The 26,405-nt window shown below is 33.2% G+C and carries 29 protein-coding genes and 1 pseudogene; 21 read left to right on the top strand and 9 right to left on the bottom strand.

Going from position 1 to position 26,405, the window contains the following annotated elements:
* The first annotated feature begins 83 nt into the window (after nt 1–83).
* Together Q8X41_RS04890 and Q8X41_RS04885 are read left to right on the top strand one after the other, a co-directional pair.
* Complete coding sequence (locus Q8X41_RS04890) at nt 84–902, top strand: alpha/beta fold hydrolase (protein ID WP_397539137.1); 819 nt, start codon at nt 84–86, stop codon at nt 900–902.
* 291 nt (nt 903–1,193) lie between these two features.
* On the top strand, nt 1,194–1,619 hold the full coding sequence (locus tag Q8X41_RS04885; protein WP_397539136.1) for an HIT family protein: 426 nt from the start codon (nt 1,194–1,196) through the stop codon (nt 1,617–1,619).
* A 90-nt stretch (nt 1,620–1,709) separates the two neighbouring features.
* Here the strand turns inward: Q8X41_RS04885 and Q8X41_RS04880 are convergent, their stop codons facing one another.
* Nucleotides 1,710–2,210 (bottom strand): GNAT family N-acetyltransferase, encoded by a 501-nt coding sequence (locus Q8X41_RS04880; protein WP_397539135.1) that lies wholly within the window; start codon nt 2,208–2,210, stop codon nt 1,710–1,712.
* 211 nt (nt 2,211–2,421) lie between these two features.
* On the opposite strand from Q8X41_RS04880, the gene Q8X41_RS04875 reads away from it, so the two are divergent.
* On the top strand, nt 2,422–2,910 hold the full coding sequence (locus Q8X41_RS04875; protein WP_397539134.1) for an Lrp/AsnC family transcriptional regulator: 489 nt from the start codon (nt 2,422–2,424) through the stop codon (nt 2,908–2,910).
* 155 nt (nt 2,911–3,065) lie between these two features.
* On the opposite strand, the gene Q8X41_RS04870 is transcribed toward Q8X41_RS04875, so the two are convergent.
* The gene (locus Q8X41_RS04870) at nt 3,066–3,287 is read right to left on the bottom strand and encodes a hypothetical protein (protein WP_397539133.1); all 222 of its coding nucleotides are present in this window, start codon (nt 3,285–3,287) and stop codon (nt 3,066–3,068) included.
* A gap of 337 nt (nt 3,288–3,624) precedes the next feature.
* Between Q8X41_RS04870 and Q8X41_RS04865 the strand changes: the two genes are divergently transcribed.
* Complete coding sequence (locus Q8X41_RS04865; RefSeq protein WP_397539132.1) at nt 3,625–4,041, top strand: VOC family protein; 417 nt, start codon at nt 3,625–3,627, stop codon at nt 4,039–4,041.
* Between the two features lie 71 nt (nt 4,042–4,112).
* Here Q8X41_RS04865 and Q8X41_RS04860 read toward each other — a convergent pair whose 3' ends face one another.
* Nucleotides 4,113–4,334: a hypothetical protein gene (locus Q8X41_RS04860; RefSeq protein ID WP_397539131.1), complete on the bottom strand. Its 222-nt coding sequence runs from the start codon at nt 4,332–4,334 to the stop codon at nt 4,113–4,115.
* Nucleotides 4,335–4,488: 154 nt separating this feature from the next.
* Here Q8X41_RS04860 and tlp (Q8X41_RS04855) point away from each other — a divergent pair, with 154 nt between their 5' ends.
* Nucleotides 4,489–4,731, top strand: a complete 243-nt coding sequence (tlp, locus tag Q8X41_RS04855) for a small acid-soluble spore protein Tlp (RefSeq protein WP_397539130.1) — start codon at nt 4,489–4,491, stop codon at nt 4,729–4,731.
* A 94-nt stretch (nt 4,732–4,825) separates the two neighbouring features.
* On the opposite strand, the gene Q8X41_RS04850 is transcribed toward tlp (Q8X41_RS04855), so the two are convergent.
* The 3 genes from Q8X41_RS04850 to Q8X41_RS04840 form a co-directional block, all read right to left on the bottom strand.
* Nucleotides 4,826–5,107, bottom strand: coding sequence for a transporter (locus Q8X41_RS04850; RefSeq protein WP_397539129.1), 282 nt, complete (start codon nt 5,105–5,107; stop codon nt 4,826–4,828).
* 208 nt (nt 5,108–5,315) lie between these two features.
* Nucleotides 5,316–5,498: a hypothetical protein gene (locus Q8X41_RS04845; protein ID WP_397539128.1), complete on the bottom strand. Its 183-nt coding sequence runs from the start codon at nt 5,496–5,498 to the stop codon at nt 5,316–5,318.
* Nucleotides 5,499–5,960: 462 nt separating this feature from the next.
* Entirely contained in the window at nt 5,961–6,803 is an 843-nt protein-coding gene (locus Q8X41_RS04840) for a helix-turn-helix domain-containing protein (RefSeq protein ID WP_397539127.1), read from the bottom strand.
* 506 nt (nt 6,804–7,309) lie between these two features.
* On the opposite strand from Q8X41_RS04840, the gene Q8X41_RS04835 reads away from it, so the two are divergent.
* The 4 genes from Q8X41_RS04835 to Q8X41_RS04820 all read left to right on the top strand — a co-directional run bounded on the left by Q8X41_RS04835 (nt 7,310) and on the right by Q8X41_RS04820 (nt 11,467).
* Nucleotides 7,310–9,286, top strand: a complete 1,977-nt coding sequence (locus Q8X41_RS04835; protein WP_397539126.1) for a methyl-accepting chemotaxis protein — start codon at nt 7,310–7,312, stop codon at nt 9,284–9,286.
* 736 nt (nt 9,287–10,022) lie between these two features.
* A complete protein-coding gene (locus Q8X41_RS04830) occupies nt 10,023–10,661 on the top strand; it encodes a lysostaphin resistance A-like protein (protein ID WP_397539125.1) in 639 nt (212 codons plus the stop codon).
* A 162-nt stretch (nt 10,662–10,823) separates the two neighbouring features.
* Nucleotides 10,824–11,060, top strand: a complete 237-nt coding sequence (tlp, locus tag Q8X41_RS04825; protein ID WP_397539124.1) for a small acid-soluble spore protein Tlp — start codon at nt 10,824–10,826, stop codon at nt 11,058–11,060.
* Between the two features lie 137 nt (nt 11,061–11,197).
* A complete protein-coding gene (locus Q8X41_RS04820; protein WP_397539123.1) occupies nt 11,198–11,467 on the top strand; it encodes a small acid-soluble spore protein Tlp in 270 nt (89 codons plus the stop codon).
* A gap of 155 nt (nt 11,468–11,622) precedes the next feature.
* Here the strand turns inward: Q8X41_RS04820 and Q8X41_RS04815 are convergent, their stop codons facing one another.
* Nucleotides 11,623–11,817: a hypothetical protein gene (locus Q8X41_RS04815; protein WP_397539122.1), complete on the bottom strand. Its 195-nt coding sequence runs from the start codon at nt 11,815–11,817 to the stop codon at nt 11,623–11,625.
* Between the two features lie 213 nt (nt 11,818–12,030).
* On the opposite strand from Q8X41_RS04815, the gene Q8X41_RS04810 reads away from it, so the two are divergent.
* The 10 genes from Q8X41_RS04810 to Q8X41_RS04765 all read left to right on the top strand — a co-directional run bounded on the left by Q8X41_RS04810 (nt 12,031) and on the right by Q8X41_RS04765 (nt 19,679).
* On the top strand, nt 12,031–12,885 hold the full coding sequence (locus tag Q8X41_RS04810; protein WP_397539121.1) for a hypothetical protein: 855 nt from the start codon (nt 12,031–12,033) through the stop codon (nt 12,883–12,885).
* A 134-nt stretch (nt 12,886–13,019) separates the two neighbouring features.
* Complete coding sequence (locus Q8X41_RS04805; protein WP_397539120.1) at nt 13,020–13,397, top strand: SET domain-containing protein; 378 nt, start codon at nt 13,020–13,022, stop codon at nt 13,395–13,397.
* A gap of 352 nt (nt 13,398–13,749) precedes the next feature.
* On the top strand, nt 13,750–14,073 hold the full coding sequence (locus Q8X41_RS04800) for a YbjQ family protein (protein WP_397539119.1): 324 nt from the start codon (nt 13,750–13,752) through the stop codon (nt 14,071–14,073).
* A complete protein-coding gene (locus Q8X41_RS04795; protein WP_397539118.1) occupies nt 14,070–14,306 on the top strand; it encodes a hypothetical protein in 237 nt (78 codons plus the stop codon). The genes Q8X41_RS04800 and Q8X41_RS04795 overlap by 4 nt, the downstream gene beginning before the upstream one ends.
* A gap of 242 nt (nt 14,307–14,548) precedes the next feature.
* Nucleotides 14,549–14,944, top strand: coding sequence for a VOC family protein (locus Q8X41_RS04790; RefSeq protein WP_397539117.1), 396 nt, complete (start codon nt 14,549–14,551; stop codon nt 14,942–14,944).
* 627 nt (nt 14,945–15,571) lie between these two features.
* Nucleotides 15,572–15,934 carry an NUDIX hydrolase gene (locus tag Q8X41_RS04785; RefSeq protein ID WP_397539116.1) on the top strand — a complete coding sequence of 121 codons (363 nt, stop codon included), beginning with the start codon at nt 15,572–15,574 and terminating at the stop codon, nt 15,932–15,934.
* Nucleotides 15,935–16,085: 151 nt separating this feature from the next.
* Nucleotides 16,086–16,595, top strand: a complete 510-nt coding sequence (locus tag Q8X41_RS04780; protein WP_328163709.1) for a MepB family protein — start codon at nt 16,086–16,088, stop codon at nt 16,593–16,595.
* A 200-nt stretch (nt 16,596–16,795) separates the two neighbouring features.
* Nucleotides 16,796–17,254, top strand: coding sequence for a VOC family protein (locus Q8X41_RS04775; protein WP_397539115.1), 459 nt, complete (start codon nt 16,796–16,798; stop codon nt 17,252–17,254).
* Between the two features lie 717 nt (nt 17,255–17,971).
* A complete protein-coding gene (locus tag Q8X41_RS04770) occupies nt 17,972–18,769 on the top strand; it encodes a fumarylacetoacetate hydrolase family protein (RefSeq protein ID WP_397539114.1) in 798 nt (265 codons plus the stop codon).
* A 502-nt stretch (nt 18,770–19,271) separates the two neighbouring features.
* A complete protein-coding gene (locus tag Q8X41_RS04765) occupies nt 19,272–19,679 on the top strand; it encodes a VOC family protein (RefSeq protein WP_397539113.1) in 408 nt (135 codons plus the stop codon).
* Nucleotides 19,680–19,842: 163 nt separating this feature from the next.
* Here the strand turns inward: Q8X41_RS04765 and Q8X41_RS04760 are convergent.
* Nucleotides 19,843–21,077, bottom strand: a pseudogene (locus Q8X41_RS04760) (IS110 family transposase).
* 476 nt (nt 21,078–21,553) lie between these two features.
* Here Q8X41_RS04760 and Q8X41_RS04755 point away from each other — a divergent pair.
* Together Q8X41_RS04755 and Q8X41_RS04750 are read left to right on the top strand one after the other, a co-directional pair.
* Nucleotides 21,554–22,120 carry a TetR/AcrR family transcriptional regulator gene (locus tag Q8X41_RS04755; RefSeq protein WP_397539112.1) on the top strand — a complete coding sequence of 189 codons (567 nt, stop codon included), beginning with the start codon at nt 21,554–21,556 and terminating at the stop codon, nt 22,118–22,120.
* A 58-nt stretch (nt 22,121–22,178) separates the two neighbouring features.
* A complete protein-coding gene (locus Q8X41_RS04750; RefSeq protein ID WP_397539111.1) occupies nt 22,179–24,035 on the top strand; it encodes an alpha/beta fold hydrolase in 1,857 nt (618 codons plus the stop codon).
* 690 nt (nt 24,036–24,725) lie between these two features.
* On the opposite strand, the gene Q8X41_RS04745 is transcribed toward Q8X41_RS04750, so the two are convergent.
* Entirely contained in the window at nt 24,726–26,153 is a 1,428-nt protein-coding gene (locus Q8X41_RS04745; RefSeq protein WP_397539110.1) for a serine hydrolase domain-containing protein, read from the bottom strand.
* Nucleotides 26,154–26,405 lie beyond the last annotated feature (252 nt).

The following is a 26,405-nucleotide window of genomic DNA, read 5'->3' as shown; positions in this document are numbered from 1 at the left end:
GTAAATTTGGATTTATGATACAATTTAATGGATTTATATGTAAAGACCAATTCTTTTAATTCTTAACTGGAGAAGGTGAAAAAATGGAATGTAAAATCAAAGATATTGTTATAAATTATCAAGTAATTGGAGAAGGAAAACCAATTATTATGTTACATGGGTATTCTCCAGATCATCGATTAATGACTGGTTGTATGGAAGATATATTTAGTAAGAAAAGTGGTTATAAAAGAATTTATTTTGATTTACCTGGGATGGGGAAATCCAGCAGTGCTGAATGGATTGTCAACTCTGATATTATGCTAGATATTGTCATTCAATTTATAGAAGAAATTATTCCTGAAGAGAATTTCTTAATTGTAGGCGAATCATATGGCGGTTATTTGTTAAGGGGAATTGTTTATAAGATGGCAGAGAGAGTTGCTGGTGTTGCAATGATCTGTCCTTTAATAATAGCCACTCATGAAAAAAGAAATGTTCCACAGCAAGTTGTTTTGGTAAAGGATGATGGATTATTATCCAAACTTGATCCGGAAAATGCAGAAAAATTTAATAATAATATGGTTGTACAAAGTGAAAAAATTTATGAAAGATACCAAAATGAAATAATTGCTGGTATTAATATTGCGGATGTTACTTTTTTAGAGAGGTTTCAAAAAAACGGCTATGAATTTTCTTTTGATGTAGATAAAACTAATATGAAATTTGATAAACCTTCTCTTATAGTTTTAGGAAGACAGGATTCAAGTGTAGGTTATAAAGATGCTTGGAATATCCTCGAAAACTACCCAAGATCAACATTTGCAGTTCTAGATAGAGCGGGACATAATTTGCAAATAGAACAAGAAGATTTGTTTAATTCTTTGATTAATGAGTGGTTAATAAGGGTTGAAGAATTATAAATATAAATTAATCATGAACTGATCACGATTGCACAAGATACGCATATTTTAAAAGCAACTGTAAAACTAGGGATATACGCTCAATACGCTTTAATTATTCTAAGAACTTATTTTAATTTTTGTTTACCTTATAAATTTATGGCTGGTGAGTAACTAACTCCTGCTCAACGACTCGGAATAACTGAGAAGGTTTTTGACATCAAAGATATAATCTACTTACGATAGTTTTCCGTAATTTGGAAATGGGATGTGTAATTGAATATAATGTGATGTAAAAGGGAGGGAGCCGAAATGAACTGTTTAGGTTGTAATTTAGCAAATAAAATAGGATATGTTAATGTAGTATTTGAAGACGATTATGTTTGTTGCATCTTAGACCACAAACCTTATAACGAAAGACACGTTCTAATTTTGCCTAAAAAACATATTCGATACTTTGATGAACTTGACGAAAATATTGCAAACTCAGCAATTCAGGCATCAAAGATCATATCAAAAGCTATAAAAAAATTGTTTAATCCTGATGGAATAACTATATGTCAAAACGGTGGAGTTTTTGATGAATTAACACATTTTCATATGCACGTTGTTCCGAGATATGAAGGACAAAACTTTGCAGAATTCTATACAGAAGATGGAGAAACACACATTGAAGAAAAAAATAAATTAGAAGAGACAAAAAGAAACGTCATTAAAGCTATAAAGGTATTAGATTAAAATCCAATACCTTTTGTTTTCTACTTCAAAACTGAACTACTTAGAGAATTACACACCTATTATATTTAAATATTTCTGAAAATCAAATTATCAAACTTTTTTACCGAGAATAACCAAATCTCTTTTAACGCCATCCAATTCAGCTACTTCTGGTAAATGAGCCCATTTTTCAAATTGAAAATTTGAGAATAGTCGTATGCTAGGTTCGTTATGTGCAAATATAAATCCTAATAAGTTTTTGATCTTCAGTTTAGGACAAGCTTCAATCGCGTGTTGTAAAGTGATTTTACCAAGGCCTTTCCCTCTAGAATCTTCACTGAAATAAATACTTAACTCAGCAGTTGAGTCGTATGCGGGTCTTCCATAGAATGATTGGAAACTAATCCAACCGCATATTGCACCTTCATATTCTACAACCCACAATGGTCGTTTCGAAGGATTGTGTTCGTTAAACCAAGGTAGACGGTCCTCAATGGATACGGGTTCAGTATCTGCAGTTACCATTCGACTTGCAATGGTCGAATTATAGATTTCTACGATCTTTGATAAGTCTTCCATTTCTGCGTCTCTAAATGTTATTTTGTCATTCATTTAATTTCCCCCTCACTAAATAAATCTGTTGATAAGTTGTTTCTTAGTTGTTAACAATTTTAACATTTTTCTAATATTTTTCGAATTAAATTTTGCTTCATATAATGAATTTGAAATAATAATAAGTGTATAATGATATTTACTAAATTTTATTTTATTTCGCATATTGTTTTATAAAATTTTATGAAGATTTGTAAGGGGGTAGGGATCAATGGAATCTGTAGTTAGTAAAATACTGGATGATTCGGATATTCAAATATTAGATATTTTGCAAAGAGATGCACAAGTAAGTAATTCTGAAATTGCTAAGCGAGTTAATTTGTCACCTCCAGCAATTCATGCACGGATTAAACGACTAGAAAATGAAGGCTATATTGACCAGCGAGTTGCTATTTTAAATCAAGAGAAGCTTGGATATGAATTATTGACCTTTATATTCATCAGTACGAATATCCATCAAGCTGAGCAGCTAGAAAAGTTGGAGAATGAACTGGCTTCTTTGCCAGAAATATTAGAATGTCATTGTATAACAGGTGAATACGATTATCTGTTAAAGGTAGCAAATAAAGGACGTAAAGAATTAGAGAGCTTCATTAGAAAGTTAAATTTGCTAGGTGTATCACATATTCAAACGAGTTTAGCTCTAAGGGGAGTAAAATATTCCACAGTTTTGCCTATACGAGAAGATGCTAACCTCTAGATTCTATTTATTCATTTGGATTTGTTTTTTCTCAGTTTTCGCTTACGCTCAATTGCGGCGTCTCGTCTTGCTAGCTTTCCCGTAGGAGTCGCCACCTTTTGCTTAAGTAAGAATGTATAATAATAAGCAGCCCAAAATTGAAAGTGTCTACTAATTTATCTTCTTCTTTTTTTAAGATCAAGTGCTGAAGGCTGTTTTTTCTTCACTATTTCAAAGATCACATAGACATTGATTTTGTTTTGATCAACGAATTCTACATCAACAACTTTTCCTTTACGGCCTTTTATTTTAATTGGATCATCGATTAGGGGAATGCTTCTCAATAATTGACTTAAGACGACCGTTTTCTTTTCATAAAAATGGACATTAAACAACATTTCATATCTCCTCCCTCTATTAAACATTCATGTAATAATGATTTGAACTTATTGAAAATTCTATTAATCTGATTTCTAAAATTTTGTTTACAAAAAGATAGATTCAGCTTGTATATTTTATGATTACGACAAAAACATTGAACATTGTCCCAATCGCCTAAGTAAACTTTACAACCCATAACAAATAACAATCCGGAGTTCTGAAAAAACAAGGAAGGATACGGCTATAAAAAAACGAATATTGTTTAAAGAGTAATTGGAGGAGATTGAACAACTGATTCTGTGGTATGAAAGCTACTGAAATAATTTCATTACTTTGAAAGGGGACTGCGGTAGAATGAGTGGGAAATTATTAAGGGTAGGAACTACTTATATTCCGGTAACGGATTTGGAACTTTCTTCAGAATGGTATGTAAATAAATTGGGGGCAGAGTTAAGTTATAAAGACGAAGATAAAGCTATTCTCAATTTTGCAAATCAAAGCATTTTTCTTGTTAAATCTAAAAAAAATCAAAGTGCCAATTTCTATGATATTTACGGTGAAGAACGTTTTTCTTTAACTTTTGAAGTAGATGGGTTAAATGCTTTAATTGCTATTCATAAAGATTTTACAGAAAAAGAAATAAAAGTAGGGGAGATAGAAAGCAGAGGACATGCTGGAAAAAATTTTGTTTTCTACGATTTAGATTGTAATAAATTTGATGTGTGGAGTGAATTAAGTCAATCTTTCAAAGAAAAATTCCCTCTTCTTTAAAAAAAGCCTTAATGCTTATTGGCATTAAGGCTCGGGTTTTCTAATATAAAGGATAATTCGCAATCTGACTATTATTTATTTGTATTCTTATTGGAATGTTGAGTCTTGTCATGGTTCGTTTGGTTATTTTTGTTTTTTGCTTTTGAATCCCATTCAGCAGAAAATTCTTCATATAGATTATTTTTAGGGTTGTTGTTATTACTATTGGTGTCGTCATTGCTTACACTTCTGTAAAGATCGTAAGGATTATGAGTTCTAACATTCATTGTTTTTTTGCTGTTTTTATTACCCATGGTTGTTCACCTCCTAGAGTTTAATGTGCTCAGTAATGGACTGTTTATTCTTAATGAACTTTTAGAAAGCGATATTCGATCATTTTACGCATAATGTGCATAAAGAAAAACAAACTACTACTGTAACTTTAAAATTGAACTAGGAGGTAAGAGAATGCCAAACCAAAAACAAAATTCTCCAAAACCAGATGACAGAACAAACAATGTAGAACGTATCGATCAAATGATCAAAAACACGAAAGAAAATATCCATAAGGCAGAGATAAGTATGGAGTTTTCAAGTTCAGAAGAAGTGCAAAAAATGCAAGAAAAAAATAAACGTCGTGAGCAATCGATTAATGCCATGGTTGAGGAAAGAAATGACGAAGCTCAAGATCGTGAGAATGGTTATAAATAATTAAAAATAAGGCTGTAATAAAAGGATTTTTAATCCATTTTTCATAGTCTGAAGAAGTCCTTGTGATGTTTTAATTTCACAAGGATTTTTTCAATTAGTAAAGAGTTGGGGTAGGATAACAGGAAACGGCATCAATAAACCTTGGATCAATTCCATAATAATACCAGAATGCACCATTCCATCTATATCCAGACACTTCACCATACTCAACACGAGTAGGATAAAACCAGAAGCTCTCTCCATTAATGAGCCAAACATAAGTGTTTTGGTATACACAATCAACTATATAGGATACAGAAGGTTTTGATGGAATAAAAGTAGGTGGAGGGGATAGTGGTTGTTGTCCAGATGGCCCTTGCGGTGGGTAATATACCATATAATTTCACTCCTTTTTAATAGGTCCTCAACGATATTATATGTTGTATGAATTAGAAGGGGTTACATTAGAGTGAAGAACTAAATTATATGTATTTATTATATTAATGCTATCAGTTTTGATGAGAAGTTATTCAGAGGAAGTTTGTACAATTGATATAACATAAAAATGAAAAGCCTTAATGCGCGATAGCATTAAGGCTTAGAACTTAACAAGACTGATTGTTGTTATGACTTGCTTGGTTTTTTTCTGCTTTTGCATCCCATTCAGAAGCAAACTCAGTTTTTGAGTTATTGTTCTTGTTTGTGTTGTTTGGGTTGTCCACATTGGTCGCAGCTTTTGAGCTTGGAAAATTATTATTATGTCTATCATTACCAGTTTTTTTTGTCATGGATATTCACCTCCCAAAGATTAATGTGTTCAATTTCGGATGGTTTATTCTAATAACTATTTAGTTTTAAGAAAAAAAGAAAAGGAAAGTGGTGTATAAAGTAAACAAAAAAACAAAGGTCAATATCTAACGACAAATCGAAAAGTGAATGCAAGAATTCAAAGTACGATTAAAACTCAAGAAAAAATTAAGTAAAGCAGAAATAAGTATGTAATTCGAAGGTGAGGAAGAACTAAGACATCTTTAAGAGAAAAAACAACGTCGAAACGAGAAATCGTATTAGGGGAAAAGGAAGTAGCAGATTATACTGCAGAACAAGTTTTGAAAACAGTCTAAAGGATAAATAGTGGTTAAGGCTGCGATGATTTTATTATACATTTTTCACAGCCTGGATTTTTTTTATAAGTTGTTGCAAATCGATTATTTTACAATTGTTGTCTAGTAGGGTTAGAGAATATGCCGTCATCTAACATCTTTTGTGGGAAGCTCTATACCCAAGTGTTCTAAAATCGCTTTTGTCATAAATTTAGTTGCTTGAATATCTTTTTCTATTTTACTAATTCTATTTTCCATGTTTTCTATAGTATTCAATGATGTTTTTAATGTTTTTTCAGTTAAATCTTCTGTACTTTTGATTCCCTCGAATATGTTATTTAATTCAGAGGCTGTTTTATGCGTAAGGTTATTCACATTACTAGTTATTTCGTGAATATCAACACCTAAACCTTCTTGTAGATCAATTATATTATGTTCAAACAGATCAACTTTTGCATTTGTTTCTTCAATTCGTTTGTCCAAATTAACAATATGTCCTTCTAATTCTTCAGTTGCCTTTTTGAACCTATTAAAAAAGATTTCACTTTGTTCTTGTAAAAAAATATTTAGCAATCTACTTCGATTAAGAGGAAGGTTTCTTCCATCTCCACGAATTAAGTATGTACCTTTAAAAGTTGAATAGGGTTTATGCTCTCCACTCGGTATTTCGATTCTATAAAATGGAGTTTCTCCCTCATTTTCAACATGAATTTCAATATCTACTGAAGGCTGACAATCACTTGCTTTATTTAAAATTGAGAGTTTTTCTTTGTCACCTATTGTACAGCCAACTACTTTACCAATTTGTTGACCATCTTCATTTATAGATTCGTCAACACCCAATAAAATAGCACCGCCTTTAGAGGAATTCGCAAAAGCAACTAAATCATCAACACTTAAACCTTTTTGATTCCTCTTATAGTCAACGTCATATCCTTCCTCTTTACTTAAAAGTATACTTGCACGTTCGCTTATTTTCTTATTGTTCATTTTAAATCCTCCTGGATATAATTATAAAACAATTAATCAAATAATAAATAATTTTGATGTTCATAATCATCTGATGTGATGAAAGAGATTCAACTATTTGTTTTAATAAGATAAAATATTCAATCAGTCAAAAATTTTATCAATAATTACCTTATCGTAAAGTGGGTATTAAAAAATTTCAATTTGAAGCCTTCTATAAAGAAGTAAATTACTGGTCCGTAACAATGTGATGTTACTTTACAAGTTTCTTTTATTTTTTATTTGTAAACTTTGTTAAGTTTGTAAACTTTGCTGAATTTTGTTGAACTTTGTTGAATTTTAGAAAAAATTTAAGTATGATAAAATAGTACTAGTTAATAGTTTGGGTATATAATACCATTGAGGGGAAATGATGAATAATAGGATTATATTTGTTTATGAAGTAAAAATGTATGCTCCAAGATTATTTACTTCGATTTTTGTAAATTTCTAAATCAAAAGAGAAGAATTAGAGAAGAGGATGTTTAGTGGGAAAATTCTTTAGAAGTATCGGGAATTTAAAAACAAAATTAATCATTTCATTTTTGAGTATATTAATTATTCCTTCCATTTTTATTGGAGTACAATCTTATTCAACTGCAAAAAAAGCAGTAAAAGATGAAATGTTAGACGGATTTGCAAAGACGACTAATGTATTAAATCTTTCGATAGATAACTCGCTAAAACCTAAAATGCATGACGTAGAGTATTTTGCCAAGAATATTACCTTAAAGCAGTTCAAAGGAGACAATAGACTTAAGTTAGGCCAACAATTTAATCAGTATGCAAAATTACATCCTGAAGTTTTAGGTATTTATGTGGGCAGTAAGACAGGTGATATAATTCAAAGACCTGATATACCAATTACTGCTGGTTATGATCCAAGAAAAGGTGGTTGGTATAAAGCTGCGATGGATAAACATGGGGAGATAGATATATCAGCTGCATATCAAGATGCTGATACAAAAGAATGGTGTGTCACTATTTCTCAAACTATTCAAGACGGATCAGGCGTTGTAGCTGTCGATATTTATTTAAGTTATATACAAGAGATAATCGGTAAAGTGAAGTTAGGTAATACAGGATATGCATTTCTGTTGGATCAAAATAAAAAATACATAGCACATCCTACTATGAAAGCTGGAAGCGTAGCAAAAGAGTCCTTTTATGATCAGATGTATAAAAAAGAACAAGGAAATTTTGATTACGTATTTATGGGTAAAGATAAAGTAATGGACTTTACCACAAATAAACTAACTGGTTGGAAAATAGCAGGAAGTGTACCTGCATCAGAAATTAGTGATGCAGCAGCACCTATTTTTCTAAAAACGTTTTTAGTTATCTTAATCGCTTTGATTATCGGAGCTATAGTTATCTACTTTATCATAAAATCCATTTTAAGTCCTCTAAGAAAACTAAAGGAAAATGCTAATACCATTAGTAAAGGTGATTTAACAAAAGATATTAATGTACAATCCAATGACGAAATTGGACAATTAGCTAAAGCATTTCAAGTAATGCGAAAAAGTCTTATCAGTTTAGTAAAAGAAGTAAATCAGAATGCTGAACAGGTTGCTTCATCAGCAGAAGAATTAACTGCAAGTGCTGAGCAGACTAATGCTGCGACAGAACAAGTTGCCACTGCAATCCAAGAAGTATCAAGTAGTGCAGAGAAACAAACAGATGGTATCAACAAAAATGCTGAGTCATTACAACAAGTTTCTCAAGGTGTAACACAAATAGCAGAGAATTCTATGAAAGTTTCAGAGCTAGCTTATCTCACAACTACACAAGCAGAGGAAGGCGGTATCGCTGTTACGAATACCGTTAACCAAATGAATTCTATTCATCAATCCGTATTAGAGTCAAATGATATGATTGAATCTTTAAATTTACGCTCTAAAGAAGTCAATTCAATTTTAGATGTAATTACCGGAATAGCAGATCAAACAAATCTTCTTGCTTTAAATGCAGCAATTGAAGCAGCAAGGGCTGGGGAACATGGTAAAGGATTTGCGGTTGTTGCTGATGAAGTTCGAAAATTAGCTGAACAATCTCAACAATCGGCAAAAGAAATACATGAAATCGTTGATAAAATCCAAAAAGATACAAAAAGTTCTGTTCAAATCATGGCTAGAGTTACAGATGATGTTCAGACTGGTGTAAAAGTATCAACTGAAGCGATAGAGAAATTTGATCAAATTCTTCAAAGCACAAAAAAAATGACTCCACAAATGGAAGACGTTTCTGCAATTGCACAACAAATGTCTGCTTCAATTCAAGAGATTAGTGCTACGGCACATGAACTATCTAGCATTGCAAAAACAAATGCGACAACCTCAGAAGAAGTAGCAGCATCAACAGAGGAGCAATTAGCTTCAATGGAAGAAATTTCTTCATCAGCACACTCTCTTTCAGCTATGGCAGAAACCTTAAAGCAATTAATTTCTAAATTTAAATATTAAAAAATCTCCTCAAATCTAGGTTAATTTAAATCAATTGAAAATAGGCTTGGTTCATTAGAACCGAGCCTATTTTTTGCGCTGGCATAACCATTGTGTTTGCAAGAATAATCCGTCTTTATTAAATAATGTGTTCAAATTAGAAATCATTTATTCTTATAACATTTAGTGAATCAATTTTTAATAAATCCCTTAAAATTCTTTCGGTATTGAGAGATTGGCTATAGTTATGATGAAGAAACATGGATATTCAATTTCAGAATGGCAAGAATCTGTGAAATCCATTCTGTATTTAAATACAGACGTTTAGGAGAGTGTAGTATATTACGATCGTCATACGGAACATTGGAAATAGGGAAATCGCTTGGATTACAGATTAAAACTCTTTCAGAAAAATAAAAAGATTTTGATTATATAAAATAACAATATACCAATTTATTAACATATTATAAATAAAGTGGTATATTATGAACAAGTCTTAATTCAACGTCGTATTGTCTAGTAGTTGAGGAGAATTAAATTGGATGTTATTTGTGTACATATTATTGGAAACGACCGTACGGCTTCAATAACTAAAATTGTTGTGACTCACGATGACCAGTATTTTAATGTTGTAGACAGAATGATTAAATTAAATAGTGGGAAAATATTGCAAAATTAGATAAATTCAGTTTAATGCTGGATATCCATCAAATATTTGAATTGCATAGGGTTCCTGGTGAGATAGGATGATATTAATATGAGCGCACTTGCTGCTTTAATACTTGCTGTTTTATTAGCTTTTTCATATAAAATTGTTGATATTACTATTCGCTTAATTATTGGAAGAACGATGTACCGAAAAATAGAAAATGAAGTTATTTATATATGGGGAACACTGCTGACAGTAAGTGCTTATTTTTATGAAGATAATTATGTATTTCGTTTACCTGTTCGCTACGACTCAATTGTACTATTAATCTTGATTACCGCGATAACGAATATTTTCATTTCGCGATACTCAGGATATAAGCCCAGCGGAATAAAGAACATATTAAATTTTGTTATGATGTATCCTATTTTTGAAGAAGTAATTTTTAGAGGGATGATTATACCGATTCTTAACAAATCATTTCCTGTATACTCTTATTTTGAATTTTTTTATACCCCAGTCACAGTGCCGATCCTAATATCTGCCTTTCTATTCGCTGTAGCTCACTTACAATATTACCGCTGTAATCTAACTAGCATAAAATTTATGCTATTCGCATTTTTGGGAGGAATCATATTTGGTATGATTTCAGATTATTCTTTATCAATTGTTTTTTCAGTATTATTGCATATGGAGTTTAATTTTTTCTCAGTATATTATTCAAAAAAGAGAGCTGCAAATAAATAAAGTTATTATTCTCATAAAGGAATTAATGAAATGATGAGATGCTTGAGTGTCAACACCTAAATTGAATTCGATAAAAAAGATATGAAAAGTGACGTATAAAGCAAACAAAGTAAAACAAACTATTTGAGTGATTTAAAAATACATGACTTTGGAGGCTATGTAATGTCAAATCAAAATACACCAAAACCTGATGACAGATCAGACAATGTCGAACGTTTGCAAGAAATGGCTCAAAATACGAAAAAGAATATTAAAGAGGCAGAAATAAGTATGGAGTTTGCAGGTCCAGAAGTAGCCCAAAAAATTAAAGAAAAAAATGACCGACGAAATAAAGCACTTGATGCTTTCATAGCAGAAATGAAGGACGAAGCAGAAGCTCGTAAAAAAGGGCTAAAATAAAAATAATGGTGATTAGGCTGTAATAAAAGTGTACGTATACCTTTGTTGCAGCTTTTTAATTGTTGATTACAGTATAAAGTGAACAAAGAAAAACAAACTAATAAGGTAAGAAAAAATAAAATTTTGGAGGGTAATGAATGAAAGATAAATTTCGCGGTCAACATAGTCCAGATTCTAATGATAGATCAACTAGTGGGTTAAGAGTTCAAAGTATGATTGAAAATACAAAAAAGAATATTCGGGAAGCCGAAATCAGTATGGAATTTGCAGGTGAGGAAGAACTCGAACATCTCCAAGAAAAAAATCAACGTCGTAAAAGAGAAATTATGATGAAAGAAAAGGAAATAGCAGATAAAGCTGCAAATGTAGCTTGGAAAAATAGTTTTACTGGAGGATCGAAAAAGTAGCTGTGGCTGTGATGAAAGTTATTTCATCACAGCTTAACTTTTGTAAATCGTTCATAAAATAATTCTACCTAATTAGAGACTATAAACGTGTTCAATTTAAATAGAAGAAATGAAAAGCCTTAATGCAAACTGTCATTAAGGCTTTCAATAAAAAATTATTTATCAACTTTGTCCTTTGATTGTTTATTGATATTTTCGATGGCATTTTCTCGCCATTCAGCAGCAAACTCTGCTCTAAAGTTATCTGGATTATTATAAGGGTTATTCGTAGATCTCGTATCTTTTACGCTTTTAAAATTGCTGTTATGATTCTTTTTATTTTTAGCTTTATAACCATTTTGTTTTGGCATGGATGTTCACCTCCCAAAGAATAAGGTGCTCAAATCATTGAATTTTATGCTCTGTTACATGATGAATAAATTAAACAAATTGAGTAGTAGGAATTGTAACTGTGATGATTTTAAATAACTTGTTATCGGAACATCTTTGAAGAACTTGAGATTTTAATATAAAATCATTTAATTTCTAAAAATTGAATAAAAAGTTTAATATAAACAATTGAAATGAAGTTAATCAAAAAGGGGGAAAATGTTTTGAATAATTATATTTGTGAGACTTGTGGGGTACAATATGAAAGTTCAATTGGAGTACCAGACAAATGTATGATTTGTGGAGAAGAAAGACAATATGTTAGTTTTAATGGCCAAACTTGGACAACATTAGAATCAATGATTAAAGATGGTAAATATAATAATTCTATTAATTTTGAAGAAGAAGGCTTATATAGCATAAAAACAAACCCGAATTTTGGAATTGGCCAAACCGCCTATTTAATACAAAATAAGAATTTCAATTTATTGTGGGATTGTATTTCATATATTGATGAAACGACCATTAGCCAAATTGAAGAATTGGGAGGAATCGATGCAATCTCTTTATCTCACCCCCATTATTACTCAAGTCAAGTAGAGTGGGCTGAAGCATTGGATGCTCCAATATATATTCATGAAGATGATAGAGAATGGGTGACCAGACCAAGTGAAAAGATTGTTTACTGGAATGGGGAGTCGCTTGAATTTGAAGAGGGAATCAACCTTCATCGAATCGGTGGCCATTATAAGGGAGGCACCATTTTAGAGTGGCCAAATGGAAACAGTCAGAACGGAATTTTACTAACTGGCGATATTATTCGAGTAGTAGCTGACCGTCAATGGGTGAGCTTTATGTACAGTTATGCTAACTTTATTCCTCTTCCAAGCGTAACTGTTGAAAGAATAGCAAGAAGAGTAAGTGGATTGAAATTTACTCGATTATATGACGCATTCAATCGTGTTATTAAGGAAGAAACAGAGCAAAGAGTACAAAAATCTGCAACTCGGTATATTGAAGCACTAGAGGGCAAGTTGTTTAATACATAGCGTTTCCATGAAAAACCGAATCTACAATGTCATTTTGGAAGTAAAATCATCCTCTTTTCTAAATAAAGAGAGCATAATGTTCAAATTAATGTTACAGTTAGAAAGAATATTTTAAAAGTGAGAAGGCGAACAACATGATTGAAGTAAAAACATCTCCAATAAGTGATGGAGAATTCAATAGAGGGGTATTTGCTACTTGTGATATCAAAAAAGGAGAGCTTTTCCATGAAGCACCTGTCATTGCTTATCCAAACGAAGAGCATCAATACATTGAACAAACCCTACTCGCGGATTACGCATTTGAGTATGGGATAGGTCGATCTGCTATCCTTCTAGGTTATGGAATGTTATTTAACCATTCTTATGAACCGAATGCAAATTATGAGATTAATTTTAGAAATCATACATTTGACTTTTATGCTTTCACAGATATAAAAGCAGGAGATGAGATTCTAATCAACTATAATGGCGATGTTGATGACAAAGATCCATTGTGGTTTGATCAGGACTAAAAAGATAGGACGATAAATCAGAACTTTTCCAAGTAAGTGTCTGATATTCCACATTCTCATAAAAATAAACCAGATAGAGGTAAACAATTTGTTTACCTCTATCTGGTTTTTATTTAGGAGTCATCCTTTACTGTTGAATTATACTGAACATAAGTGAACGGAAAATTAGCGATATCCACCGTGTTTGGTGTTGGTGCATGTAAGTATTTTTAATAGTTCTTTTCCCTATTAATTAATAATTGGCTATTATTGAATACCTATATTATGATTAAATTATACTGGGGATTTCTTCTCAGTAAATACATAAGATGTTATTTGTAATTAAACAAATTAAAAATTGGAGATGATGAATATGTTAGTAGTGACAACAGAACGTATTGAAGGGTATAAAGTCGTCGATGTAAAAGGTCCTGTTTTTGGTCTGATTGTAAGAAGTAGAGGACTAGGTGGAGACATTATGGCAGGTCTAAAAGGTTTAGTAGGAGGAGAAATCAAGCAATATACTGCCATGCTTGAAGATTCCAGAAAAGAAGCTATGGACCGAATGATTAAAAATGCTAACCAAATGGGGGCAAATGCCATTATCATGATGCGATATGATTCTGGTGAAATCGGTAATAACATGAGTGAAATTGTGGCATATGGAACAGCAGTGGTGGTGGAGCAGCTATCATGACAACAATTTTTGGCATAGGTATTTATGTCATATTTGAAATTATAGCTGTTTTAGTATGTATTTTACTTGGATACTTTGTATATGACAAACGATATAAAAACAATAACGAGACGAAAGTTCCTACAGGTTTTGAGTTAACAAATGAAGTGAATCTGGATCCTGTTACGGGTGAGAAAACAAGAGTATATTATAATCCAAAAACAGGTGAGCGTTTTTATAGAAATGAAAAGTAGTTTTTGTTGCATATTGTCTAGCAGCAGATTTACCTCGGTTGGTAAGAATAAACTGTATTGATAAAAGATATGTATTATTACAAATAATTGAATACTTTACCATGAAACTGCTATAATAATGAGGAACAAGCGAGCGATTTTTCGTAGAAATGAGCGTTGTTTGTTATTTTACAGTGGGAGAAAACAATCCTGCTAGATAATTTATGAAAATAATAAATCTGTAGATTAAATCGGAGGTAACAATGGGTAGATTAGTTCATTTTGAAATTCATGTAGATGATATGGATCGTGCAAAAAAGTTTTATGGAGGGGTTTTCGATTGGACGTTTGAAGATTGGACTGCTTATGCAGGTATGCCTTACTTTGGTGCAGTCACTGGTGATGAGGGCGAAATGGGAATCAATGGTGCTTTAATGCAACGACAAAGTGCTCCACCAGAAGCAAATCAGAGTGTAAATGGATTTGTTTGTACAATGGGCGTGGAAGATTATGATTTAACAGAACAGAAAATTCTGAGCCACGGTGGCAAAGTCGCATTGCCAAAATACGCATTACCAGGAATGGCGTGGCAAGGTTACTATATTGATACAGAAGGAAATACAATTGGAATACATCAACCAGATGTAAATGCAAAATAAAATTTAACAATGATAATTTTCATAGACAGAACGCCAAAATCCTTGAAATTAAAGGCATGAGGCGTTTTTTTATTGTATCATATTGGAAAGGAAAGTGCGATTAACGCTACTTCTGCTAAATCCCTAAGATGTATCCCGAGTTATTCTATAAAAGGGTGCTATCTTCGAATTAGTATAAGCGCTCATTTTTCATTTAAGGGCCATATTCTTAAATAAAGGTTAGATTGTAAAGCGAAGATTGTAAGAAAAATACTTAAGCTAGCAGGCAGATTAGTTGAATAAGGAAAATGTTAAAAGAGGCGCTATTCTTGAATATTAGGATTAGCGCTTCTTTTCATTTAAGGTCCATTTAGTTTAAAAAGGAATTTGGCGAATAATTAGAGAATATTGTTTAAGAAAAATTATTTATTTTATGTACGAGGGTGGAGCAATTGATTTTAAAGGAGCTTAGATGGAATGTGTTAAACTGGAATATCGAAGTGAACCTTTCCGCATTGGCGAACAAATGTGTGCAATACTTTAAGGAGTGTAATAAATGGAATACTATAAATATCTTAGGCAATATGTAGGTCATAGACCAATTATTTTGCCAGGTTCCGTTGTATCATTTTAAATGGACAAAATGAAGTGTTATTGCAAAAAAGATACGATGGATGTTGGGGATTACCAGGTGGTTTAATGGATCTAGGAGAAAGTTTTGAAGAAGTAGCTATAAGAGAGATTTTTGAAGAAACAGGATTAGTAGTCGAAAATTTAAAATTACTTAATATATTCTCTGGATCTAAATATTATTTAAAAGTTCCAAACGGTGACGAATTATATTCGGTAACAGCTGTTTATTATACTAGAGATGTAAGTGGAGATATGAAAATTGATTATAGCGAGTCAGAAAAAATGCAGTATTTTTTAATGAATAATTTACCAAATGAATTAACTGATGAGTATAGAGGTTTTATTGAACAATATTTAGATTGTAAAAAATGTATTTAAAGTAGTGGAGTGAGTTAATCCAAGCAGAACTAATTGTTTTGGAGTTAAAAATCTATTTTAGTTATTTCATTATAGGGCGCTATTCTAGAGTAATGAATCTGAGTTTTATTAAATAAAAGGGCCATTTTGTTTGAAATTTAGGAGTGAAGAAATGAATAATTTTTTTACAGCATTAACTTATGTAAATAAAATGATTTATGAGTCGAATCACTTAACTGTAAAGTCAGTTCAAGAAGAGAAGCAAAATTCTAAGTATGGTGCTGGTACATTTCAATTATCTTCTAAAACAGTTCGATTCAGAGTTGCGAATATAACCCCTACTAAAGTCGGGCAGTTTGTTGCATTTTGGGAAAAGGACGAAAATAATAAAAATCAACCCTACTTATATGAAGAGGCCCCTGATTTATTAGTTATAACTACCTTTAAAAATGAAAATGAGTTTGGTCAATTTATTTTTCCAAAAGAAATTCTTTTAAAACAGAACATTCTTAGGTCTACTTCAACAAAGGGCAAAATGGCAATAAGAGTTTATCCTAGCTGGGATAGTCCGAGTAGTAAACAAGCGATGAAAACTCAAAAATGGCAGTTACCCTATTTTGTTGATATGTGTAATCCGAATAAATTACCCTTAGAAAAAATAATAGAACTGTATTCTCTTTAATCCTCTGCAATCGGGTGCAATTCTTGAAAAGGAATTGTGCCTTTTTAGATAAAGGGCAATTTAATCGAGGAAGAATCTCATAAACTATAGGTTAGTTTAGTACAAATAATCATTATTCCATTTACACCAAAAGTTGTAGATATTTTCATTATCCTTTCTGCGAAAATTTATTAAAAGTGGATTAAATAGGGGGAATTTATGTGATTGAAGGAATATATGAAGCGCATTTACCAGTAAGTAATTTAAAACAATCTATAGAATTTTATAAAGATCTTGGTTTAGAGTTTGACCATAGTGTGGATGGAAAAATAGCATTTTTATGGATAGAAAAAAATAAAAGTTGGTTAGGGTTGTGGGAGACAGATAAAGTAGAACTTGAGTATCATCCTTCAATTAGACATATTGCTTTTCAAGTATCTCTTGAGGGCTTGAACAAGTCAGTTTCTTGGCTTAAAAGTAAAGGATATGAACCTCGAGAAGCCTTTGGTTTTGAGCAAATCGAACCTTTTGTAATGGCACATGAAGGATACGCTCATGCTAAAATCCATTTCAGTGATCCAGATGGTAATAGTCTAGAGTTTATTTGCAAACTTGCTAATCCGAATAAAATTAATAAACGTATGTATTTAAGCGAGTGGGAGAAAATAAGCCTATTTTAAAATCAAAGCACCAGAAGGCGAAAAATTTTTAATTAATGTGTCATGAAGAAACAATGGAAATGAGATTTCTGTATATATAAAACTATAAAATATAGTACCCTTGTTCAACAATCAGGTGCAGTCCTTGAAAAAGGAGATGCGCTCTTTTTTCATTTAAAGGCCATTATAATTGAATTACGTCTTTTTTTAAAATGGGAATTCATCTTAAATATTAGACGAGATTGTGATGTAATGTACTTAAACTATCGGTCAGGATCGTTTGATTAAGGGCATAGCCACTAGGGAAATGGGAAAGCTATTCCGTAAGAAAAAAGCGGATGGTGATGTCCATGAGAATTCAACCCACATCTATGGTTTATATGACTAAACAAATACCTGAAAAAGATTGACAACGCTTAATGCACTACGTATTATCAACTCTTGTGGTTCACTAATAGGTCCTGCCATTGTATCAGGTGCAAAACGGCAGGAATATTTTAATAAAGGTGCTTCTTCTTTAAACAGTTAATTATAAAAAGGCTTGACCTATAAAGTAATCGGCAAGCCTTTCACTGTTCCAGATTTATAGTTATTGAACTAAACCAGCTAATAGTTTGTGAAGAAATGTATTTAAACTTAAGCTAACTAGCCCTGATTATAGTCACCAGATGCACCCTATAGGTTCCATTTTTGGTGAAATTTAATATTCATTTAATAAATTATGGAGTTGATGCAATCATGCAAGCACTACAAAAAACACAAATGATAGTTCGTTATCGGCACCCTAACAGTAAAGTATATTACGGAATTGTTGAAGGGGATGAAATTATACAATTATCTAGTGATTTTACTGAAATCGTAAAGGATGAACTAAAATATGATGGAACAAGAGTTAAATATAGTGATGTTAAGATTTTGGAGCCAGTAATCCCCTCAAAAATCATTAATTTTGGCTGGACATATGCTGAACACGCAAATGAGACTGGGGGAAAGGCCAATCTTAAAGAACCGTTTTTGTTTTTAAAACCGACGACTTCTCTTATTCCAGAGCATGATGAAATTATTCTTCCGCCAAGTGATTTAACGAATCAGGTAGAAATGGAGGGGGAAGTGGCACTTGTTATTGGAAAATTTGGTAAAAATATAAAAGAAGAAGAGGCATTAGATTATGTTTTTGGCTGCACGATCTTTAACGATGTGACGGCAAGAGATCTTACAAAAAGTGATCCTCAGTTTACGCGTGGAAAAGGTTTTGATACCTTTGGTCCGTTGGGTCCGTGTATTGTAAAGGGGTTAGATCCAACTAATTTAAGCATTGTTACAAAATTGAACGGGAAAATCGTTCAAGAGGGAAATACTAATCAGATGTCATTTTCGATTCCTTTCCTTATCAGTTGGATTTCACAGGTTATGACACTTGAGCCGGGTGATATTTTGGCGACAGGCTCCCCTTCTGGAAGTTGTCCAATGAAGTCTGGGGATACTGTAGTAGTTGAAGTAGAGTATATTGGTAAACTGTTTAATTATGTAAAATAGAAAAAATAATCTCAATAAACTTATGATGTTTTGATAATAAAAACCATTTTTGAGTTGGATTTTCAAAATTAACTTCCGCCTTTCTTTGTTTATATTGAAATAAATTTTGAACAAAATAAGAAGTGGGGTTTATTAGTACTGACAGCTTTATTTTACTTGTACCTACTATTTTAGCTGCGATAAGAGTTAATGAGCTAATTGGACCAGCACCATTTAAGATGATGGTTATTCAGTAATAGGGCGCTTTTCTGAAAATAAGGAAAGCGTCTTTCTTCATGAAAAGGGCCATTTAATGGAGGAAGAATCTTAAGAAAAATTGAATACTTATGATAATGATAGTTTGGTGTTTGTGAAAGATTGTACTTCAACTATCGGGGCAGGTTAGTTCAACAAGACTTAACTTTTTATCTTAAATATTTTCCATTTCGTAAAAGAGGTATATTCCATGTAATATTGAATTACTAACATGTTGTATAAATATTTCGAGAAAGAAGGTATTAGAATGGCAAGGGTAATTGGATTTGAACTAAGTAGTCAAGAACCTGAAAAAGCAACGGAATTTTACTCTAAAGTTTTCGGTTGGGAAATTGCCGAACCTAAATGGGAGTATTGGGCTGTGACTACAGGAAATAATGTTAAGCCCGGGATTGATGGTAGAATTGGGAAAGGACCAAATGATTTTCCTCACGGAACTCGTATTCAAATTCAAGTAAATTCAATTGATGACGCTATATCAAAAGCTAAGAGCAATGGTGCAATGATTGTACGAGATAAAATGGAATTTGATGATTTTTATCTTGCATATTTGGTAGATCCTGTTGGACTTAGTTTTGGTCTAATACAACATAAAAGTAAAAGTGAAGTTTCTTATTTGACTAGCGGGGGCTTTAGTGAAAGAAGAATTAAGTGATTATATGCGATCATATTTTATTTATACCACTAAACCAGCTAATACATTGTTAATAAAAATCTTTTAAATTAAAAATCACTTCATGCTATACTAAAAATGCACAACTCAAATAACCCTCCGAATATATTTTGGAAGGTTTTTGTTTTATTTGGAAATAATGTTACTAAATCGTTTCTTGGAATGATGTTTTTGTTTTTAACATCGCATAAATCCAGTGTAAAAGCTTATTAGCGCAAGCAATAATCGCTACTCTGTATGGTTTACCTTCTTCGCGTTTCAAGTCGTAGAAGGCTCGTAATCTCTTATTTCGTGCTATAGTTTCGTCAGTTGTTTTCTTTTTACGGCTATCACGTATTGAGCATCGCACAGCTGTATAAAGCATACGGCGGAGCCTAGCTGAGCCACGTTTGGTAATATGATTTTTTGTACCTTTAAAGCGGCCTGATTCAAACACACTTGGATCAAGTCCTGCAAAGGCAACTAACTTCTTGGGATGACTAAACCGATCAAATTCCCCGATTTCAGAAATAATCGTTGCAGCGATTTTTTCACCAACACCGGGAATTGTTTGGAGTAGTTCATATTCTTCAAGTTGTACCGCTAACTCATCAATCTCACGCTCCAACGTAGAAAGTTGTTGGCGGTACGCTTGAAGTAAATCTATATACATATTCAGACTAACAAGAAGGCTTTGATAAAGGGTTGATTGAAATGGGTTACGTTCTGCAGCTATGATTAATTCTTCTGCTTTTTCATGGGCCCAATCAAACGAACGTGCTTTACAATGCTTATTAATAAACTGGACAATTTCTTCCACTCCAGCTTTTAAGACAGACTCGGAGGTAGGGAAGGTTTGTAAAGTTTTTAATGAAATTTCGGCATATAAATTCCCGAAAACACCTTTGTATTCAGGGAATACTTGATCTAATACTGATTGGAATTGGAGCTTGGTTTGAACCATAATTCCTGTGATGTTTTCATGCTGCCTTGTCAAATGCCGAAGGTTTAATAACTGAATACCACGTTTCTTCTGAGGCTCTAAATCCTCTTTGTAATACATTTCACCTAAGTGATAAGCATCAATGGCATCTGTTTTGGTTTTCCGTAAGCTAGAACTTTTCGCTCGATAAGATACCAACGGATTAACGATAATCACAATATACTCTCTTGCTTCTAAAAACTGAACAACTGGGGCATGGTAGTGGCCCGTTGATTCCAAAACGACAGGCGGTTTCATTCCTGTTTGACGCTCTAAATCTAGTAAATAAGAGTGTAACTCTTCTAGACCCTCCACCGTATGTTCAACCTTCACACTGTTTTTATAGGGCATTTTTTATCCAAGAACATTTGAACCTGACTTTCACCTTTTGCGACATCCAGACCAACAACTGGATTCATCTGTATCTCCTCCTTGTGTAGTGGATTGACCGGTAACCTCTATCTATCTTGTTATTCATATCTTCGCTTGTTATACGGGATCTCTATGTCCCAACCAGCCTAATCATGTGTTAACAAGTAGAGGGCGAACAGTTTAGTTGTCGGGATCTAGTCCCACGGGCGCGAACGTTCTACCCCGGCTACTATCAATCTATAAATTGAATAAAAAATAGTCAACCAGATTTCTCTGGCTGACCTTATAATACGATAGGGCGCGATTGTGGAGCTGTAGATTTGAAATAAAGTCGTACTGTTTATAAAAAAGATGTACTGTTTAAAATAAAGTTATACCGTTTATTAAAAAGTTTCACCGTTTTACCCCTTTGGATATGATTATCTAAAGGGGTTTTTCTATGTCCCATAGAAAAAGAAATAGTTAATACTTGCAACATTCAAACTAGTACTATATAGTTCTAGTTATGACAAAGGTAAAATTAATGAATCAAAAACGTGTGATTGAAGCGGCGGCAACATTATTTTTAGAAAAAGGGTTTGCTTATACAAGTATGGATGAATTAGTGCGTGTAAGCAAAGTATCAAAATCTAATGTGTATTATCACTTTTCTAATAAGGAAGAATTGTTAGAAGGGGTCGTTGATTATTGGATTGAAACGTATCAGCGTGCCATTGATGAAATACTTTCTCAGAACCAATTATTAGTTGAAGATCGTGTCCAGCTGTTTTTAAAACATTTATCACAGGGAGTTCAGTCAAGGGAGTATAAGGGTGGCTGTCCATTTATTACTCTTTATATTCAAAGTCCTGAACAAGCCACGCACATAAAAGAAAAAATAGGTCTCTTTTTTACAGGATTACAAACGAAAGTCTCTCTATTACTAAAACAAGGAGTAGAAAAAGGGGAGTTTAGAAATACGATTAATATTGACGAGGTAGCAGCACTTTTTATAACGAATCTTGAAGGAGCGCTATTTATTTCAGAAACATTGAAGGATGCTACTGTTATCAAGCAAACAGCAAACCATTTTTTTAACTTGCTTCGATAAGAGAAGCATTTTTTTTACATTGAATTAGTACTATATAGTACTAAAAAGGAGTGCGGATATGAGGACAATATTTTTAACTGGTGGAACAGGCTTTATTGGGAGGCAATTAGTGGAGGAATTAACTAAAGAGGAAGTTATGATTTTTCTTTTAGTTAGGTCAAAAAGTAAGGCAACACGCATTTTTCAAGAAAAAGGTATTTTAAATGAGGCAGCCATGCACTTTATTGAAGGTGATTTAACGAAAACAGATTTAGGTTTAAGTGATGAAGATAAGGATAGGGTATTAAAAACGGATGTGATTATTCACGCGGGTGGACCAATGGATATTAAAGCGACAGAGAAAGAGGCAGTTTCTGTAATTTTAAACGGTGCCAAGCATATCGGTGAATTAGCTAAAAGTATTCATCAATTGAAGGGCTTGCAGCAATTTATTCATATAGTAGGTTATATGAGCCCCTTGGATGATAAAAGTAGCATGGTTACGATTGATGTGTTTAAGGAAGGCAACGATTATATGAAAATAAAAAATTCATATGAAAGAACAAAATTTTTAGCAGATCTTTATATTCGCCAGCAGGCATCTGAAATAGGCTATCCGCTTTCTGTGATTAATCCACCAACTGTAGTCGGCAGTAGTAAAACAGGGAGTACGGAGCAAGTAGCAGGCTTAGGCTTGCTTGTGACGAGTATGCGAAGAGGGCTAATGCCAGTTGTTCCTGGAGGTAAGGGGTATAGATTACCACTTATTTCAAACGATGAGCTAGCGAAGTTTATTGTGCAGGTTTTTAAGCAGGAGCAACCGTCTATTCAAACATATACACTTGTTCAAGACAAACAGCTTGATCCAAATATATCTGAATTATTAGGAGTTATGTCAGAAAGTATGAATATGGTAGCACCTAAAATCTCTGTACCAATTCCTTTCATGAAGGCACTTATGAAAAGTGGGGTAAGTAAAATAACACAAATTCCATCGGATGGACTGAACTTTATTACAAATAGGAAGTTTTCAAATGATTCTTCGAAAAAATTCATGGGAGGGGATTGGTTTAAGAAGACGAGTGTAATGAAATTTTTCCCAGCCGTCGTAGCGGATTTGGATTATCGCTTGATGTATCAAAATGACCAGCATAATCATGCATTTGAACGAACATTAATCGGAAACACTGTCATTTATCAAATACAAGGAGAGGGTAAGCCGTTTATTTTATTACACGGTTTATTGAGCGATGGAGAGGATTTATTTCCTTTAGGACTAGAGCTTCATGAAAAAACTGGTCAACCGATATGGATCCTGGATCTTCCAGGTTTAGGACGTTCCCCTTTTAAACGAGAGAAAAACCTTCTGGATCTCTATTTGAATGTAGTGAAAGAGTTAATGGGGGAAGCTACTAATGGTGCACATTTGATTGGCCATTCCTTCGGCGCGGTAATTCTTCTGGAAGCATTAGTACAAGAGTACATTGATACGAAGAATACTATTACTTTACTTCAGCCACCTGTTGCAAAAAGAAATTCTAACTCGTTTAATGCTCCTCAATTTATGAACAAATGGGCGTTGAAATTGGCAACTGCTAATTTGATAGAGCGATATTTATTAGGTAATGGTCTGTTTGAAAGTACGGAGAGCATTCCGGAACATTATATTGCCAAAGTAAGTAGGAGCTTTACTTCGCCAAGAATTTTAAATACAACGGTTCAGCTTAACAGTTTTCTATTGAAAGACTATCAGGGTGATTTTAATAAAGTACAAAGGTATAATCTTCATATTATTTGGGGAGATCATGATAGAAGCTATTTTGCTCCATTGCATCTTGGCAAGGTTGAAATTGTTCCATATGGTCATCATTTCCCTCTTAGCCATCCGAGGGAAACGGCTGATTTGGTTATAAAAAATAGTAGTACTAGCAGATGATAGTGTGGGGTAAATACAAAAAAAGTGTGTAGTAAGATTGTTCGTTCAAAGTTTGGTTTAACATCATCGGTTGTCCTGTATCAAATAATAAAAGAAAATAGTATTTTTTGCTTGGATTAGCTTAATCATAGGTGCATTATCATATTGCTTCTTATGTATTTTCTATTAGGAAGTCCAGTCATCAGAGAACAATCTTTTTTTCAAAATAGATTCTTTTATTTTCGCTAATATAGCGGTGAAAGAGGAACTGTAGTTTTGAAATAAAGTCGCGATGTTTTAAAGAAAGTTGCGAAGCTTTACCCCTTTAGATATGGTTATCTAAAGGGGTATTCTTATAGTGAACCAAAAGGTGTATTAGAGAATTGTTTAGTAACAATAGAGTTGTTCAGCAATCGGGCCAGATTGTTGAATAACAGTCTTTTAAGAAATGTTATCTAACGACGCTTGTGCAAAAATAATATTGTTGTTTAATTTACAATAAAGTCATTTGTAAAATAATATTAGTTGTTTAAAAATCCTTATTCCACGAACGGAGCAGGTTAGTGGAAGCAATAGTAATTAGGTTTGACTGGGAAAATTGTCGATGATATTAAAAAAGACACCGAAGTGTCTTATGTTTTTCAAATTAAGCATACCGATAAATTGAAATTTAATTACTTAACATTATGCTTATCTTGGGAGCGAGGTATTTTATCGGTGAGTGTATACAAACCATGTAATGCTTGCTGTTAATAATGCTGACGAAATCAAAGCTGTAAGAACACTATATGTTTGCCAAATAAGTATCGTTGACCAATCGAAAGCACAGCACAGTATACCCAGGGCAATCGTAGCAATCAGGAAAATAACTGTTACGATTATTCTCTTTTTTGTCATTGGCTGCCGCCCATTCGTTTTCCTTCTGCGTAATCCTAAGAGAAATAGCAAAACGGCCAATAGGCAAAGAATAATTGTGATAGACGACAAAATAATATCCAAAAGCTGTGTGCCGCTTATTTCATATGACTGAGTTAGATTGCCGTCTAATATATCTTTAACTTTTAGTACCAGGTTTATATTGGTATTTGCGCCGTTGCTCAGCAAGCAGACGGCTGTTCGTTCATTTAGCAGTATGACTACTTCGGTTCTGAAATTTGGATTGCCCCCAGTGTGTTCTATAATCGTTTGGTCGGCGTTTACCGACCAGCCTGCCGCATAATACATATCGTTGACAGCCGAAACAGACATATCACCCCTATGTGATTTTTCGATAACCGTGTGAAATATTTCGGGTATGTCCTGCACAATACCCATCTGTATGCCCATCCAACGCGCCATATCTTTTGTATTAGAAATGATGTAGCCTGCGGGCTTATTCCCAGCATAATCCGGAGCTTTAAATGGAGTTGTCATAAAAAAGGAAGAACGGTAGCCCTGTGCCAACTGTCCAGTGGCTTGAGCATCTTCTTTATAAACATACGTCTGGTGAAGGCCTAACGGCTGAAATACCTGTTCCCTCATAAAGTCTTCATAGCTTTGTCGCGACACAATCTCAATAACCAAACCCAATACGTCATAATTAACGGTTCCATAGTTATACTGTTCACCGGGAGGGAACGCCAATTCAGCATCTACGAGCATTTCCACAGTCTTTTGCAACATATCCGGTGTATTGCCTTGTGGAATACTTTGAGTATGCCTAATATTTGTTAGACCACTGGTATGGTGAAGAAAGTTATTTAGTGTAAGGCTTTGCATATCAACAGGTTTCCCTTGATACTTTAACGTAAACCAAGGTAAATATTTTTGGACAGGGTCAGTCATTGAGAGTAGCCCTTGCTCTTCCAACAGCATAATACCCATACCGGTAAAAGCTTTACTGACCGAGGCTAACTCATAGAGTGTATTTTCACTTGCAGACAACCCCTTTTCACGGTCAGCATACCCTGAAGAAAAGTAGAACACTTCATCATCAGCAAGTATTGAGATTGACATTCCCGGCACACCTGATATACGAGAGGCATCATCTAGCAACGCTTGTATTGCCGCAGATTTCGAATCAGACAACGCATAACTTTGTGTTGCGAATCCTGAGAATAATATAAATATCGTTAATACAAAAACAATAATCTTTTTCATAAATTCTCCTTTTTAAAAAATTATAATAGAATAATATAAATAACCTACTTTTACAACTACTAAACTAAATTTTAATTTATCTTTCTATTCACTTATATAATATCAAGTAATTGTGAAGAGTTACACTTAACGAACAGATGCGTTAGTTCAATAAGAAAAACGATCTTCAACAATCGGGCGCTATTCTTGAAAAAGAATTGTGCCTTCTTTAGCTAAAGGGCCAGATTGTTGAGAAACGCTTTCACGTATTCA

Source organism: Rummeliibacillus pycnus (genome assembly GCF_044359855.1).
Lineage (GTDB): Bacteria > Bacillota > Bacilli > Bacillales_A > Planococcaceae > Rummeliibacillus > Rummeliibacillus pycnus_A.
Note: the sequence above shows the minus strand (reverse complement) of the source record. Positions and strands in the feature narration are given on the sequence as shown.

Coding starts and splice junctions, on each gene's coding strand:
- Q8X41_RS04890 (WP_397539137.1), top strand. CDS start 84: ATGGAATGTAAAATCAAAGATATTGTTATAAATTATCAAGTAATTGGA.
- Q8X41_RS04885 (WP_397539136.1), top strand. CDS start 1,194: ATGAACTGTTTAGGTTGTAATTTAGCAAATAAAATAGGATATGTTAAT.
- Q8X41_RS04880 (WP_397539135.1), bottom strand. CDS start 2,210: ATGAATGACAAAATAACATTTAGAGACGCAGAAATGGAAGACTTATCA.
- Q8X41_RS04875 (WP_397539134.1), top strand. CDS start 2,422: ATGGAATCTGTAGTTAGTAAAATACTGGATGATTCGGATATTCAAATA.
- Q8X41_RS04870 (WP_397539133.1), bottom strand. CDS start 3,287: ATGTTGTTTAATGTCCATTTTTATGAAAAGAAAACGGTCGTCTTAAGT.
- Q8X41_RS04865 (WP_397539132.1), top strand. CDS start 3,625: ATGAGTGGGAAATTATTAAGGGTAGGAACTACTTATATTCCGGTAACG.
- Q8X41_RS04860 (WP_397539131.1), bottom strand. CDS start 4,334: ATGGGTAATAAAAACAGCAAAAAAACAATGAATGTTAGAACTCATAAT.
- tlp (WP_397539130.1), top strand. CDS start 4,489: ATGCCAAACCAAAAACAAAATTCTCCAAAACCAGATGACAGAACAAAC.
- Q8X41_RS04850 (WP_397539129.1), bottom strand. CDS start 5,107: ATGGTATATTACCCACCGCAAGGGCCATCTGGACAACAACCACTATCC.
- Q8X41_RS04845 (WP_397539128.1), bottom strand. CDS start 5,498: ATGACAAAAAAAACTGGTAATGATAGACATAATAATAATTTTCCAAGC.
- Q8X41_RS04840 (WP_397539127.1), bottom strand. CDS start 6,803: ATGAACAATAAGAAAATAAGCGAACGTGCAAGTATACTTTTAAGTAAA.
- Q8X41_RS04830 (WP_397539125.1), top strand. CDS start 10,023: ATGAGCGCACTTGCTGCTTTAATACTTGCTGTTTTATTAGCTTTTTCA.
- tlp (WP_397539124.1), top strand. CDS start 10,824: ATGTCAAATCAAAATACACCAAAACCTGATGACAGATCAGACAATGTC.
- Q8X41_RS04820 (WP_397539123.1), top strand. CDS start 11,198: ATGAAAGATAAATTTCGCGGTCAACATAGTCCAGATTCTAATGATAGA.
- Q8X41_RS04815 (WP_397539122.1), bottom strand. CDS start 11,817: ATGCCAAAACAAAATGGTTATAAAGCTAAAAATAAAAAGAATCATAAC.
- Q8X41_RS04810 (WP_397539121.1), top strand. CDS start 12,031: ATGAAGTTAATCAAAAAGGGGGAAAATGTTTTGAATAATTATATTTGT.
- Q8X41_RS04805 (WP_397539120.1), top strand. CDS start 13,020: ATGATTGAAGTAAAAACATCTCCAATAAGTGATGGAGAATTCAATAGA.
- Q8X41_RS04800 (WP_397539119.1), top strand. CDS start 13,750: ATGTTAGTAGTGACAACAGAACGTATTGAAGGGTATAAAGTCGTCGAT.
- Q8X41_RS04795 (WP_397539118.1), top strand. CDS start 14,070: ATGACAACAATTTTTGGCATAGGTATTTATGTCATATTTGAAATTATA.
- Q8X41_RS04790 (WP_397539117.1), top strand. CDS start 14,549: ATGGGTAGATTAGTTCATTTTGAAATTCATGTAGATGATATGGATCGT.
- Q8X41_RS04780 (WP_328163709.1), top strand. CDS start 16,086: ATGAATAATTTTTTTACAGCATTAACTTATGTAAATAAAATGATTTAT.
- Q8X41_RS04770 (WP_397539114.1), top strand. CDS start 17,972: ATGCAAGCACTACAAAAAACACAAATGATAGTTCGTTATCGGCACCCT.
- Q8X41_RS04765 (WP_397539113.1), top strand. CDS start 19,272: ATGGCAAGGGTAATTGGATTTGAACTAAGTAGTCAAGAACCTGAAAAA.
- Q8X41_RS04755 (WP_397539112.1), top strand. CDS start 21,554: ATGAATCAAAAACGTGTGATTGAAGCGGCGGCAACATTATTTTTAGAA.
- Q8X41_RS04750 (WP_397539111.1), top strand. CDS start 22,179: ATGAGGACAATATTTTTAACTGGTGGAACAGGCTTTATTGGGAGGCAA.
- Q8X41_RS04745 (WP_397539110.1), bottom strand. CDS start 26,153: ATGAAAAAGATTATTGTTTTTGTATTAACGATATTTATATTATTCTCA.